This window comes from Aeribacillus sp. FSL W8-0870 (assembly GCF_037963755.1).
GTDB lineage: Bacteria > Bacillota > Bacilli > Bacillales > Aeribacillaceae > Aeribacillus > Aeribacillus composti.
Window position 1 is genome coordinate 1,154,644 of the sequence record NZ_CP150165.1, and the last position, 15,040, is coordinate 1,169,683.

The window sequence follows — 15,040 nt, forward strand, 5'->3', positions numbered from 1 at the left end:
GGGGGATTTACTAATGAAAATTATCAGAAAAAGTATGTTTTTAAGTTTAATTTTCCTTTTAGTGCTTTGGATTTCAGGCTGCGGCAGCAAGGAGGAGGCAAATGAGACTTCCAATGCGGAAAAATCAAATGCCAAAGCGGAAGAGGAGACATTACCAGACGAACTTAGAATTGGCTATCAAAAATCATCTATTTTGCTTTTCTTAAAGGAAAAAGGCAGCTTAGAAAAAATTTTGGCTGAAAAAGGAGTTAAAGTCACATGGCATGAATTTCAATCAGGACCGCCATTATTAGAGGCGTTGAATGCAGGAAAAATTGATGTAGGATATGTAGGCGGAGCACCTGCTGTACTTGCAGGAGCCGTTTCAGATTCTGAATTAGCCTATCTTGCCTATGAACCGGAAGTATATCGGGCGATTGTTGTTCCAAAAGATTCACCTATTCAAAAGATAGAAGATTTAAAAGGGAAGAAGGTTGCTTTTGGTAAAGGATCAAGCGCACATTATTTGCTCCTTACTGCTTTAGAGAGTGTAGGGCTGACTTTGAATGATATTACTCCTGTCTATTTACAGCCTTCAGATGCTAGAGGAGCTTTTGAACGCGGCAATGTGGATGCATGGGTGATTTGGGATCCATATCTTGCGGACGCAGAAGAAAGTGGAGGTGCTAGAATCATTGCCGATGCAAAAGGTCTCCCGCGTCAATATGGATTTATTGTAGGAAGACGCGATTATTTTCAAGAAAATCGTGAACTTCGAAATTTAGTGATCAGTGAACTAGAGAAGGTTCACAAAGAGATTCAAGCAGACAAACAAGGGGCTGCCGAAAACTTTTCACAGAAAACTGGCATTTCGAAAGATGTATGGAAGCAAACTTTGGAAAGAAGAGAATATGGAGTATTTGACATCACACCTGAAGTGGTGGATGCCCAACAGAAGCTTGCAGATACTTTTTTAGAGGCAGGATTGATAAACGAGAAAATAAATGTGCAAGATGCTGTTCTTTCAGATTAACGAAGCAAGAAAGTGGTCATTTCATGCTTTATAAGTTATAATGACCCTGAAACGGAATGTTCAAAAGAAAGATCCATGCGATAACGATTGACAAGCGCAAATAGTTGTCCTTTTACAAATGGAGGTGTTTATCCCTCCATTTGTTTTTGTGGAGAACAGTTGTCCTTATCTTCACGGAAGCGGTAATGGCCGGTTTGCAAGCGGGCTGTCTGTGAACCTTGAGGCCGTTTTTCTTTTCAAAATTTTTTTCATTGAATGAGATAATCTTTTCGCTGCGGGAAAGGATGTAATGAATGGAAATTACCCGTAAAAATCCAAACTCGTTTTTAACGAAAACAAACGGCTATTTGCAAGGGTATTCGTACAGTTTAAATCCGTATGTCGGCTGTTCATACGGCTGCCATTATTGTTATGTACAAAAGCTTCCAGTCGCATTGTTTAAGAAAAAAGAGTGGGGAACATGGGTTGAAATAAAGGATGAAAAGCCAAACCAATTTTTAGGCGAATTGAAGCGGGCCAAGAAGAAAGGGAAAGTGACGATTTTCATGTCATCCTCAACAGACCCTTACCAGCCGCTGGAAGCGAAGGAATTACGAACAAGAAGGCTCCTTGAAGTGATAGCAGAAATGCCTCCGGACTTTTTATTTGTCCAGACGAGAAGCCCGCTTGTCACTAGAGATATTGATATCTTTCAAAAATTGGGGGATCGGGTGCTTGTCAGCATTACCATTGAAACGGACAGAGATGATGTGCGCAAAATTTTTTCTCCAAAGGCGCCGCCGATTCAAGCTAGGATCAATGCGCTTAAAAAACTAAATGAAGAGAACATTCCGTCACAGGCGGCAGTTTCTCCTGTACTGCCTTTTTCTCCGAATTTTACGAATCTATTACGGAATGCGACGAAACGAGTCTGTTTAGATGATTTCTTTTTAGGAGATGGAAGCGGCGGAAGACGATCACAGGCGCTCGGTTTGTCAAAGCTTTTTTCGCAAATTGGAGAAGAAGAATGGTTTTCCCCTGAAAACCTCGAATATGTGAAAGACTTATTTTTACATGTGTTTGCGAAAGATCAGCTGTTCATTTCTAGGCAAGGCTTCATTCCGCCCGATGGGAGTCATGAAGAATGATCGATTCTCATATTCATTTGGATCAATACGATCCAAAAACTATTGATGAGCAAATCAAAAAGTGGCAGGAAGCGGGCATTATTCATGTTGTGGCCGTTTCAACCGATTTAACATCCGCCTATAAAACGCTTGAATTGAAGCAAAAACATGAAGATTTTATTATAGCAGCTGCTGGCTTTCACCCTGAACAGGAGATTCTTGAAGAACGGGAGCTTGAAGAGCTTCTATCGCTGATTCGAACAGAGAGGGCGATTTCAGCTGTCGGGGAAATTGGTTTGCCGTATTATGAAAAAGAGCGATTATTTGCAAAGTATTCGGAACAAACTTATATAGATGTCTTGAAGGAATTTTTGAAAATCAGCGTTGAACATTCACTGCCAGTTGCCTTGCATGCAGTTCATGAAGATGCGGAAAAAGTTTTACATCTTTTGCAAAAACATCAAGTGAAAAAAGCGCATTTTCATTGGCTTAAAGCGGCATCATCTGTAGTGAAGGAAATTTGTAAACAACACTATTATATTTCTGTGACTCCGGAAGTTTGCTACCGCCTGCGCGATCAGCAGCTTGCTGAACAAGTTCCGATGGATCAGCTGCTTATTGAGACGGACGGCCCTTGGCGGTATGGGGGAGCGTTTAAAAATGTTGACACAACCCCGTTATTTTTAAAGGAAATTTGCTGCAAATTGGCGAATATTAAAAAGAGGCCGCGTGAAGATATTGTGCGCACAACTGCAAATAATGCGAAAAAACTTTATCTTAATTGGGGGTAGAACATGAAGCTTGTCACTGCAAATATTCACGACAGAACGTTTATCGGACTAATTTTTAACGAAGATTCGGTTATTGATATTCAAAAAGCGGAACTGAAGCTTTATGAATCGGAAATATCGCCTGCATCGCTGCAAGCGTGCATTGAAATGGGTGAAAAATTTGTCCGCCATATTGAAGCATTACAGGAATGGGTTGCGAAGGAAAAAGAAAGGGAGACATATGTCTATCCGCTGTCAGCTGTTAAACTCCAAGCACCGATTCCACGACCGAAGAAAAACATTATGTGCGTCGGTAAAAACTACCGTGACCATGTTGCGGAAATGGGAAGCGAAAGTGATATTCCTTCCGATTTGATTCTGTTTTCCAAACCTTCAACTTCCGTTATTGCTCATGAAGGAGAAATTGATCCTCATCTTTATTTAACCGACGAACTTGATTATGAAGGGGAACTTGCAGTTGTCATTGGGAAAAAAGGAAAACAAATTCGCGAAGAAGAAGCCTATGACTACGTTTTTGGATATACGATCATCAATGATGTCACAGCAAGAGATTTGCAAGCTCGCCACAAACAATATTTTTTAGGAAAAAGCTTGGATACATCATGCCCGATGGGACCGTATATTGTACATAAATCGGCTGTTTCGAATCCACAGCATCTGTCTATCGAGACGAAAGTTAATGGCGAAATTCGGCAGCAAGCCAATACAAATCAAATGATTTTCCCGATTAAACGGATCATTTCCATCATTTCTCAAGGCATGACTCTTGAACCGGGAGATATCATTGCAACAGGTACACCTGCGGGAGTCGGAAAAGGCTTCAATCCGCCGAAATTATTAAAGCCTGGCGACACTGTCGAAATTACGGTAGAAGGAATTGGCACGTTGAGAAATAAAGTCAAGGAAATTTAATAGCGAAAGGACGGGCAAGAGTGAGCCCCTTTAATCTTTCGTTTTAGTGCGTCTTTGTCAATTTAGTGAAATCATTTTATTTATCATAGTAATTGCTATGTTTTTGTATGATCATTTGATATGATGAATGTGGACTTGCAAGTATAGATGGGGGAGGGCATTTATGACACATTTGCATATTACATCATGGGTCATTTTGCTGATTTTGTTTTTCATTGCGTTTGCCAAACCTTCAAAAGGTTTGCATATGGCTGTGCGAATCTTTTATTTAATCGTGTTGGCAACTGGACTTGAATTAATTTTCCGCTATAATGTGTTCAGCATGGCCAACTATGTAGGGGAATATGTCGCTAAAATTTTCCTTGCCATCGTTTTGATCGGGCTTATGGAAATGGTTTTGGGCAAAAAGAAGAGAAACGAATCGTCCAAAGGCATTTGGATCGGCTTTTGGATTGTGCTGATTCTCGTCATTTTGCTTGGATTTAGACTGCCTCTTACTTTTTAAAAAATATGTTGATGCAAAAATATAGGAGCGTATTTCGCAGGGGCTGTCTTAGAAAGTCAAATCGCCATTGAAAACAAAAAATCATAAACACCGATATATATCAACGTTTCTAAAACATTAATGGGGGCGTCAATAAGCCGTAAAAACGACTTATTAGACACCCCCCTATTATTTTTCTTTCTTGAATTTGACAATAAAACCAGCCTTAAAAAAACATCCAAATCCTATAATTATTAGAATTATTATATGGCCTATATGTTAAAAAATGTTTCTTATACTTTTAAACCGGGACAGGTTTACGGACTCTTTGGTAAAAACGGATCCGGTAAAACCATGCTACTTCGTACTTTAGCTGGATTAGTTATTCCTACTGAAGGTGAGGTTATAATTAATAATCAAGCATTACATAAAGATATATCCTTCCCCCAAAGCGTTGGGATCATTATAGAAAATATGGAGTTATTGCCACAGTATGATGCGTACACAAATCGGGGCTGTCCAGAAAGTCAAATCCCCATTGAAAACAAAAAGTCATAAACACCGATATATCAACGTTTCTAAAACATTAATGGGGACGTCAATAAGCCGTAAAAACGACTTATTAGACACCCCCCTATTATTTTTCTTTCTTGAATTTGACAATAAAACCAGCCTTAAAAAAACATCCAAATCCTATAATTATTAGAATTATATGGCCTATATTTCATATCATCGATGGTTAATGAAAATAAAAAAGCTCCAAGCAAAATAAATGGAATAGCTAATAACCACCTCAAATTATGAAACTCTCCTTATCTCGTTTTTTATTAAGGCTTGAATATTAATTCGATATGAGTTCATTGAAACCTTGCTAATCGTCAAAAAGTTGGACGAAATTCCGCGGATTGGAAAAAAGTTTCAATGCAGGCGATGCCTTACGTTTACTTTCTTTTTGTAAATATCCTAATGTTTTAGGTTCATATTTTTGTTTTTATAAACATTTTTCTGTAGCGCAGTCTACATTGATGTTGGGCAGCCGGTCTGTTTCGCCCATCATTGAATAAATACTTAGCCACAGGATGACAATTCGAACGAATAGCATCTTTTTGAATATCCAGCATGATCAGGCTGCAGCTGTTTTTTATGTGTCTCCTTAAAAAATTTAAATGACTATTTCTGCACTCCCCCTATCAATTGCAAAGCTTTCATTACTCCGACTGTCTTAAAAGTACTTTTTAACTAAATCCTTTTTTCCTTGAATTGCAGTTATGAAATAGAGCTGACAAAGCTTCGTTCCCCTGTGCTTACAGTGAATTCAAACAGGTCTTTTTGTTTGTCTCCCCGATGGAAAAAATGCTGAACCGCACAAAGAGAATCCGTATTATCAAATATAAAAACAGAAGCGCCTTTCATCGGTTTGTTTCCATGGTGATACAACAATTGATTGTGGCAGTAAATGATGTCATAAACGGAAAAGGATAAAGCATTTAAATGGTGTACAAACATTATAAAGCTTTCATCATTCAATTCATTTAAAAAAGAATGAAATGCATAGGGGAATGTCTTCTTGATTCGAATTTTTCCGCCTGACCGCAAGTATTCTTCCTTATTATGTCCAACATCAACCCATCGGCCGTTTTTCAAAAGTTCAATGTGCTGATCGTTTAAATCATCAAGAGAAATCTGTTCATCATCTTCATCATCGATCAAAATCGGTTTTGCTTGAAGCATTTCAACGGTTGCGGTCCGAAAACTCCTTTTTTGTTTATGGAGAAGGTCATTTTTTATGTCCGAAAACAATATGAACACCTCAATACTTTTTATTGATTGTTTTAGACAAAATGCTTTCTTTTTATACAAATGGGCAGGTAACATTGAACTTTTTTTGCATACAATAGCTACATCTTTCATGTTATAGATAGTGGGGTGATAAGCATATGTGTGGAATTGCTGGCTGGGTAAATTTTCAACAATCACTTTTCCAAAATACTGAAATAATGGAAGACATGATTGACACGTTAAGCAAAAGAGGGCCTGATGATACAAATATTTGGGGAAAGAAGCACGTATTGTTCGGGCATAAAAGACTTGTTGTCATTGACCCGGAATGCGGTCGACAGCCGATGACAAAACAAAAAGAAGATAATTCCTACACGATTTGTTATAACGGCGAGCTATACAATACGGAAGATATTCGCAAAGAATTATTGAAAAAAGGCTATACGTTTCGCGGCCACTCAGATACGGAAGTTCTTTTAGCTTCATACATGGAGTGGAAAGAAGAATGTGTGCACCATTTAAACGGAATTTATGCTTTTGCCGTTTGGGATTCAGCAGATGAAAAATTATTTATAGCACGCGACCGTCTTGGCGTTAAACCGCTCTTTTTTTATGAAAACAACGGTAATTTTCTGTTCGCTTCTGAAATAAAAGCCCTTTTAGCCAATCCTGAAGTTGATGCTTTGCTCGATCAGGAAGGGCTGCAAGAAATTATGGCGCTGGGGCCGTCGAGATCTCCAGGTTCAGGCGTTTTTAAAGGAATCGAAGAGCTTAGACCCGCCCATGCCCTAAGTTTTAATCGAGATGGCTTAAAAATATGGAGGTATTGGAACGTTAAAAGCCATCCGCATGAGGATTCTTTTGAAGAAACGGTCGAAAAAGTGCGTGAATTACTAATAGATGCCGTCACAAGACAGCTTGTCAGCGATGTTCCGCTATGCACGTTTTTATCGGGAGGATTGGATTCGAGCGCCATTACAGCGATTGCCGCCAGGACATTTGAAAAGGAAGGAAAGGGGCATCTTCATACTTATTCAATTGATTACGAAGGGAATTCTGAGTATTTTCAACAAAGCGAGTTTCAGCCGAATGCTGATGCCTACTGGATTCATTTAATGAAGGAATCTTTTCAAACCATTCATCACGAATGTATCATGACACAGGAAGAGCTTGTCTCATATTTGCAGGAAGCAGTTGAAGTCCGTGATCTTCCGGGGATGGCGGACGTCGATTCTTCACTTCTTTGGTTTTGCCGGCAAATTAATAAGGACTTTGTCGTGAGCTTGTCGGGAGAATGTGCGGACGAAATTTTCGGCGGATATCCGTGGTTTTATCGTCCTGAGGAATTGGCAAGAGAAGGATTTCCGTGGATTCGTTCATTAGATGAGCGGATCAAGCTGCTCCGGAACGATTGGCAAAAAAAGCTGAATATAAAAGAATATGCTTTAAGGCAATATGAAAAAACGATTGAAGAAACACCTGTTTTAGATGGAGAACCTGAAACGGAAAGAAAAAGGCGGGAGCTTTTTTACTTAAATATGATATGGTTTATGACAACATTGCTTGACCGAAAGGATCGCATGAGCATGGGGGCATCGCTTGAAGTGCGCGTTCCGTTTGCAGATCACCGGCTTGTCGAATACGTCTGGAATATTCCGTGGGAATGGAAACGATATGGCGATCGGGAAAAAGGCCTATTACGGAAAAGCTTAGAAGATCTTTTGCCGAAGGAGGTTGTCTACAGGAAAAAAAGCCCGTATCCGAAAACACATCATCCGAAATATACGAAGCTTGTAAAAGAACAGCTTGAAAACGTATTGCCCATGAAAGACTCCATATTGCACGAGCTTTTCGATGGGAATGCATTAAATAAATTAGTAGAGACAGACGGTGCATCTTTTCAACGCCCATGGTACGGACAGCTGATGACGGGACCGCAGCTGTTAGCCTATCTTTGGCAAATTCACATTTGGTTTGAAAAGTACCGGATTAATATCATTTGATGAATTTAGGGAAAATGAGGCTGTCTTAGGAAGTCAAATCGCCTTGAAAACAAAAAATCATAAACACCGATATATCAACGTTTCTAACACATTAATAGGGGCGTCAATAAGCCGTAAAAACGACTTATTAGACACCCCCTTGCTTTTTATAATAAAGAAGGACAAACATGTTCAGCATGTTATAATGTTTTTTATAATGAAATTCAAAAATGATCTGCAAGGGGAGCGGGAGGGGAGAGATATATAAACATTTTGTAGAAACTGAATGATTCATCGGTAGAAAAAAGATTTTTATGAAAATGATGAACGTTTTCAAAAAATTTTCTAATGTCTAGGAATCAAGCAGGGAGAGAAGCTTACAATAAGATCCGAATTTGGCCTGGTACGGTTCATGTTGTAAGATAATAGCTCAAGAAGATCATGAATGAAAAATTAACTGACCTAACTTTTTGAATACGTTGACGAACTGTTTGATCGTGGCGCAATCCAGGCAAAATGATGTAGGTAACGCAATGATTTCAAACATGTAAACTTATTTTTCAGTTAGCATGGAAGGAATAAAGGCTCTTTCAAATGAAACGGGGATAAGCCAGCGAGTGATTCGCGAGGCTTATAAAGAAAAACTCATCGGAAAAGGGGATAAATCCCATCAAACATTACATACATTCGATGAGAAGATTGACAGCAAACCAAAACAGATGCAACACCGCTTGCCGATTTTGTGGAAGAGTTGAAGCGGCGAACTTAGATGAATTGAGCGACAAGCATGGATTTTGCTGACATAAGGAGGATTTTGACGAGTGAAAAAAGGATTGATCTTCATTTTGTGTGTTTCATTGCTTTTTTGTTTTTCAGCGACTGCTAGCGCTGTAAACTTGCAGGATGAGTCAATTTATCACGTAGCAGTTGACCGCTTTTACAATGGAACGACGGCCAATGACGGCGAAAGAAAGGGCGGTCTTGAACATTTTCTTGGGGGTGACTTGCAAGGGGTGATCAAAAAGCTGGATTACATAAAAGGAATGGGCTTTACAATCGTTTCATTATCACCAATATTTCAAAATGAGGCAAACGGCTTTCATGGGAAATGGGTGAAAGACTTTAAAAAAGTGGACGAGCATTTTGGAACAATGCAGGATTTAAAACAGCTGACAAAGGAAGCACATAAACGTGATCTAAAGGTCATGATAGATTTTGTTTTCGAAACAGGACCGAACCACCCTTGGCTGTCTGATCCAGCTAAAAAAGAATGGTTTGTTGAAGGAAGTACGACATTCGATGTTTCTCGCCCCGACGTTCAAGCATTTATAATCGATGTCGCTAAATGGTGGATCAAACAAAGTGATATTGACGGGTATCGGTTGATTGACGCGAATCGAACTGAACCTCAATTTTTTAAAAAAATGGCTGAAGAAGTTAAGTCTGTCAAAAAAGATTTCGTTTTAGTGGCAGATATTGGCGGGGGTGATCCGAATACATATCAAAACAGTGGAATCGATGCCGTGATGAATACCTATTTTGCGAAAAATGTGCAAAAATCATTTTCGAATGTGGATGAACCGCTTTCAGGATTGGACGGGTTTACGCAATCCAATCTGCCTGTCGTTTCGTTTTTAGATGACGAGGATATCGTTCGTTTTACAAGAAAAGCTGTTGAGAATGAAGCGTTTCCAGTGACAAGATTAAAACTTGCCTTGACGTATTTATATACTTTACCGGCTGTTCCTTTTGTTTATTACGGGACGGAGATTGCATTGGATGGCGGAAATGGAGCAGTCAATTATCGGATGATGGATTTTCGCACGAGCACCGAAATAGTCGAGTACATAACAAATTTAGCCGACATTCGCAAAATCCTGCCTTCTCTTCGAACAGGGCAATATCATTTGTTGTATGAAAAGGACGGCATGCTCGTTTATCAATTAAAAAGCGGTGATGAAACATCCATTATTGCCATTAACAACACATCGCAAACAAAAAGCGTAACGATCGGATTTCGATATTTGCCGGATAATCACGAATTGAGAGGGTATTTAAAAGGGGGAAGCATAAAAAGTTCAAAGGACGGATACACGATCACTTTGGAACGGGAAACATCGGAGATTTTTAAACTGGACGAACAAAAAGGCGCGAGCATCCCTTTTATTTCCATTTTGGTCGGAGTCCCAGTTTTGTTTATCCTTTTCTTATATGCCGCATATAAAAAAGGGAAGGGAAAACAGCCGTCGTAAAATGCAAAATAAAAAGCTGATCCCTTAAAGGTGCAAAAAAAGGACAAACTCGTCTTGATTTGCCATTTTTAAGCTGCTTCTATGTACACATAGGCTTTAAACAGGAATTTTTCAACTGAAAGCTTCGGAGCGGAAAGTTCGCCTATCACATCTTCCTTTTCATATTGAGATGTTGGAAAAGAAGCCTAATTCTTCCTTTTTGAACGCAAAAAAGCCCCTTCCTCATATCAAGACGCTGGAAAAGGAGCGGCTCCATTTAAAGTGGGTAAAACAATATTGATCAATGGATAACAGATTAGGAAAGAGGGCTTCTTATCAATAGCTTGTGAATTTGGAACAAGCTTTTGCTCGCTTTTTCGTTGTGACGCTTGTATTTTAATTTTAAAGGATGCAATGTTTTTTCACGTTTATGTTGTAGGCTGGTGCTTTTTCTCATAAGATGGGAGTAATAGAAAAAGGGGAGGAGAAATGTATGAAGCCGCTTCGCTTACGGGGGCATCATTTATTATGTGTGCACGGATTTCGCGGAATGGGATATAGTCCATCGTTTGTAGAGAAGATGTGGGAAGTAGTTACAAAAATTCGTGATGAAGAGCAAGACTTTCCCATTCAAGTCGTCTCTGCACTTGATGATGCGTGCATGGCATGTCCGCACCATGGAGAATCGACGTGCCAAGCGGATCCGAATTCAAATGAGCATGTGATTTCCATGGATCAAAAAGTAATCCGCCATTTAGGTATTGAAGAAAATGGGATTTACTTAAAATCGGAATTATTGGGGCTCACGGCCCAAAAAGTAGTCCCTGACGACTTAGATTACTTATGTGCGAATTGCTCCTGGCTTCCGCACGGTGTATGCAAAGAAGGCATCGCCAATGTCCGTAACGGGAATATTGCGCAAAAGGAAGCTAAGTAGCTTTTTTCGGTTTTCGTCACTGCCCAATCTGTCAGTGTAGCTGATTACGGCTTTTCAAAATTATTGGTGCATATTGGCGCAATCTTGTTGAAATTTTGTACTCTTTTTCGTCTTCGTCATCTTTTACATAATCCAAGTATTAGCGAAACCATGTTGAGATTTTGCCCCTGTTAAGCAGGAAATAGCCTCTGCGTGGAAATAGCCGAGCGACAATTCGGCTATTCTAATTTTAAACACGGAGGCTATGCTTCTTCACTATAATACTGCAAGCTTTGTAGAAAGCTGTTTCTGTTTCTTTTCTATAGGAATCATGAATGAAGATGTCATAAAGGTTTGCAACATTTGTTGTCCTATGGATCATAAGCGGTCAGCTTAAAAGAAGGGTGCTTCCATGACGATTTTTCTTTCGAGTTCGGGAATTGGATTAATAAGTTGGAGGAAAACTAGATTGTTTGAAACGCTCTGTATCGGACGACGATAAGATTTGAATTAATAAGTTGGAGGCAAACGGATTGAGCAGCACTTCACCGTTTTTATACTCTTTCACTAGGGATTCGCACTGTGATCGAAGTTGACCAACACCAGTAGGCTCCTAAATTAAAAGTCTGATGGAAGGTGCCAGTTTTATAAAAATTTGAAAGGCTCGTCTTGTTTTAAAACAAACAGACGAGCCTTCTTTTCGTGCGCCCGGCATGTACATGAACTATAGGGTGTAAGTCCCGAACCCCGAAGACAGAAGTAGAGGTTAGCCAAGAGCAAGGGTGTCCGTGGTGACGCGGAATCTGAAGGAAGCTGGAGGCAAAACACCGGTCCGAGGAACACGAACCTCATATAAGGCTAGGTATGATTGAGTGAGTTTGCGAAACAAAACAAAGCTCTTTCTGTCGAAGGTCATATCGAGTAAATGAGGCGGATAGATGGTGTGAAAGTGCATGTACTTACCCGGGGAGGTCTGGCTGGCACGCCAAGTAACCTTGGTAACCTATCTAGTGATAGATAACTGAACAGTCAGAAGTCAGCAGAAGTCATAGTACTCTTTTCGAGCTCGAGACGAAAGAGGAAGGACTGAACAATTAAGGAGAACGAATCGCTAGGCGTTCACCTTCTGTGTGGAAGCAGACAATCCGATAGGACTTACTTGAAGGAGGAAGTGGTGAATCCCACGGGGGACTTCAAGAGGGTGGAGCAGAAGATGGCACAAATAGAAGAATTCGTTCACGTGGAGAGGATATCAATGTTGATGGAAATGATTTTGTCACGGGAAAATCTCCTGGCGGCACTGAAACGAGTCGAACAGAATAAAGGAGGTCACGGAGTAGATGGCATGTCCGTAAAAGACCTACGAAGACACCTCTACGAAAATTGGGACTCCATTCGACAGTCGTTGAGAGAAGGAACCTACAAGCCCTTACCCGTCCGTCGAGTCGAAATCCCGAAACCGAACGGTGGAGTAAGACTTCTAGGGATCCCTACCGTGACGGATCGTTTCATCCAACAAGCGATTGCCCAAGTGTTGACGAAAATCTTTGATCCGACCTTCTCGAACCATAGCTATGGTTTCCGACCAGGTAGAAGGGGACATGATGCGGTTAGGGAAGCAAAGGGTTATATCAAAGAAGGATATCGTTGGGTAGTCGATATAGACCTAGAGAAATTCTTTGACAAGGTGAATCACGACAAACTGATGGGGATCTTGGCGAAAACGATCAAAGATCGAATTCTACTGAAGGTAATTCGCCGGTATCTTCAATCAGGCGTGATGATCAATGGAGTGGTAATGGAAACGGACATGGGAACGCCTCAAGGCGGCCCGCTTAGTCCACTTTTATCAAACATCATGCTTCATGAATTGGATAAAGAGCTTGAGAAACGTGGACATAAGTTTGTTCGGTATGCGGATGACTGTAACATCTATGTGAAAACAAAGAAAGCAGGAATTCGTGTCATGAACTCCATTACGAACTTTATAGAGAAGGAGTTAAAGCTCAAGGTAAATAAAGAGAAATCGGCGGTAGACCGTCCTTGGAAACGGAAGTTTCTCGGTTTCAGCTTCACACTCAATAAGACTCCAAAGGTACGGATTGCGAACGAAAGTGTGAAACGTTTGAAGAACAAGATTCGTGAAATTACATCAAGGTCGAAACCGTATCCAATGGAGAAAAGGATTGAGAAACTGAATAAGTATTTAATGGGATGGTGCGGATATTTTGCCTTGGCAGAAACACCAAGTAAGTTCAAAGAATTTGATGAATGGATTAGACGAAGGCTTCGGATGTGTTTGTGGAAAGAATGGAAAACCCCGAAAACAAGAATTCGGAAACTCAGAGGATTAGAAGTTCCAAGCCATAAAGCATTCGAATGGGGCAATACACGCAAGAAATATTGGCGGATTGCCTGCAGTCCCATTCTACACAAAACCCTCGACAACTCCTATTGGAAGCGTCGAGGGTTAAGAAGTCTATTCGAAAGATATCAAGCACTACGTCATACTTAATTGAACCGCCGTATACCGAACGGTACGTACGGTGGTGTGAGAGGTCGGGGGTTAGTCACCCCCTCCTACTCGATGTAAAGGTGAAAATAGATTGCAAAGACATTTTTTTAGCCTTGATGAAGAAATTTCACGCAAACCGGATCAGGCACGGAAATTTCTGATGGCAAGCGTGTCAATTTGCCGGTTTCAGGATCGCGTTCAAATAAGACGGCGTTGCTTGATTCTTGGTTTGTGGCGATCACAAATCTTTCTGTCGGATCGAGGACAAAGTCTCTTGGCCAATGGCCGCCGGTGCTTGTCCATTCAACAAATTCAAGCTTGCCCCCATCATTTTCTACCTTGAAAACAGCAATGCTGTCATGGCCGCGGTTAGCAGCATAAACGAACTTGCCGTCGGAAGAAATGTGAATGGCGCTGCCTTGGCTGTTTTCTGCGAAATCTTCCGGAATTGCTGGGATGTATTGCAGCTCTTGAAAGCTTCCTTCATCTGCATTATAAGAAAGAACGATCACTTCATTGCTTAATTCCGTCATCACGTAAGCGAATTTTCCGTTTGGATGAAAGACGATATGGCGAGGGCCGCTTCCAGGTTTAACAGAAAGGCTGCTCACCTTCTTTAAAACACCTTGATCACAAGAGTAGGTAATAATTTGGTCAATTCCTAAATCAACAGCTACAACATACTTTTCATCTGGTGTAAACCCCGAATAGTGAGCGTGCGGTTTTTCTTGCCTTTCAAGATTAGGGCCTGAACCTGTATGTTCTGCAACGCTTGCCGCTGGATTTGCGCTTTTGTCTTCATTCAGCAAGTAAGCCTCGATCGTTCCGCGATGGTAATTAGCGGTGACGACGAAATGGTTTGCTTTGTTGACGCTGACGTGGCACGGAGAAGGTCCTTCCGTCACTTGCTGGTTGATGCTTTGCAGATCGCCTGTTTGTTCGTCAATGGAAAAAACAGCAAGCCCCCCTGAATTTCCGTCTTTAACAACCGAATATAAATTTTGATTGTCTTTGGAAATCGCGACATATGTCGGATTGTCAAGCTCTGCTGCTACTTTAGCTTCACTAAGCTCTTTTTTCTCAGTGTCCAATGTAAATTTGTAAATGCCTTTGCTTTCACCTTTCGTATATGTACCGATATAACCGATGAATGGATTTGCCACGAAACATGCTCCTTTCAAATATACTTTTCTAGAATTATATCATGGAAATTCTCCTATTTTTCTATTTTAAACTGAACAAAAATTAGACAAAAATTTACAAATAATTAAAATCAACTAAATATTTCGATATTACAATAATTGAGGTTAGA

General features: G+C 40.4%; 11 protein-coding genes and 1 pseudogene. 10 read left to right on the top strand and 2 right to left on the bottom strand.

Features of this window, described 5'->3' with window-relative positions; genetic code table 11:
- Positions 1-13: 13 nt before the first annotated feature.
- The 6 genes and pseudogenes from NSU02_RS05675 to NSU02_RS05700 form a co-directional block, all read left to right on the top strand.
- Positions 14-1,012, top strand: a complete 999-nt coding sequence (locus tag NSU02_RS05675) for an aliphatic sulfonate ABC transporter substrate-binding protein (RefSeq protein ID WP_186439323.1) — start codon at positions 14-16, stop codon at positions 1,010-1,012.
- Between the two features lie 293 nt (positions 1,013-1,305).
- A complete protein-coding gene (locus NSU02_RS05680; RefSeq protein ID WP_339194671.1) occupies positions 1,306-2,139 on the top strand; it encodes a radical SAM protein in 834 nt (277 codons plus the stop codon).
- Positions 2,136-2,909 carry a TatD family hydrolase gene (locus NSU02_RS05685; protein WP_339194674.1) on the top strand — a complete coding sequence of 258 codons (774 nt, stop codon included), beginning with the start codon at positions 2,136-2,138 and terminating at the stop codon, positions 2,907-2,909. Before NSU02_RS05680 ends, NSU02_RS05685 begins: the two co-directional genes overlap by 4 nt.
- Positions 2,910-2,912: 3 nt before the next feature.
- Positions 2,913-3,821 (top strand): fumarylacetoacetate hydrolase family protein, encoded by a 909-nt coding sequence (locus tag NSU02_RS05690; protein ID WP_063386644.1) that lies wholly within the window; start codon positions 2,913-2,915, stop codon positions 3,819-3,821.
- A 163-nt stretch (positions 3,822-3,984) separates the two neighbouring features.
- Positions 3,985-4,326 (top strand): YisL family protein, encoded by a 342-nt coding sequence (locus tag NSU02_RS05695; protein WP_063386645.1) that lies wholly within the window; start codon positions 3,985-3,987, stop codon positions 4,324-4,326.
- A gap of 255 nt (positions 4,327-4,581) precedes the next feature.
- Positions 4,582-4,815, top strand: a pseudogene (locus NSU02_RS05700) (ATP-binding cassette domain-containing protein); the annotation flags it as partial.
- 756 nt (positions 4,816-5,571) lie between these two features.
- Here NSU02_RS05700 and NSU02_RS05705 read toward each other — a convergent pair.
- Entirely contained in the window at positions 5,572-6,105 is a 534-nt protein-coding gene (locus NSU02_RS05705; protein WP_339194677.1) for a DUF2777 family protein, read from the bottom strand.
- 137 nt (positions 6,106-6,242) lie between these two features.
- Between NSU02_RS05705 and asnB the strand changes: the two genes are divergently transcribed.
- The 4 genes from asnB (at position 6,243) to ltrA (ending at position 13,728) form a co-directional block, all read left to right on the top strand.
- Positions 6,243-8,087 carry an asparagine synthase (glutamine-hydrolyzing) gene (gene asnB / locus NSU02_RS05710; RefSeq protein ID WP_339194681.1) on the top strand — a complete coding sequence of 615 codons (1,845 nt, stop codon included), beginning with the start codon at positions 6,243-6,245 and terminating at the stop codon, positions 8,085-8,087.
- An 800-nt stretch (positions 8,088-8,887) separates the two neighbouring features.
- The gene (locus NSU02_RS05715) at positions 8,888-10,318 is read left to right on the top strand and encodes an alpha-amylase family glycosyl hydrolase (RefSeq protein WP_144596648.1); all 1,431 of its coding nucleotides are present in this window, start codon (positions 8,888-8,890) and stop codon (positions 10,316-10,318) included.
- A gap of 472 nt (positions 10,319-10,790) precedes the next feature.
- Positions 10,791-11,234 (top strand): DUF1284 domain-containing protein, encoded by a 444-nt coding sequence (locus NSU02_RS05720; RefSeq protein ID WP_130158619.1) that lies wholly within the window; start codon positions 10,791-10,793, stop codon positions 11,232-11,234.
- Between the two features lie 1,234 nt (positions 11,235-12,468).
- Positions 12,469-13,728, top strand: a complete 1,260-nt coding sequence (gene ltrA / locus NSU02_RS05725) for a group II intron reverse transcriptase/maturase (RefSeq protein WP_094245397.1) — start codon at positions 12,469-12,471, stop codon at positions 13,726-13,728.
- Between the two features lie 107 nt (positions 13,729-13,835).
- Here ltrA and NSU02_RS05730 read toward each other — a convergent pair whose 3' ends face one another.
- A complete protein-coding gene (locus NSU02_RS05730) occupies positions 13,836-14,891 on the bottom strand; it encodes a lactonase family protein (RefSeq protein WP_066251560.1) in 1,056 nt (351 codons plus the stop codon).
- Positions 14,892-15,040: the final 149 nt, after the last annotated feature.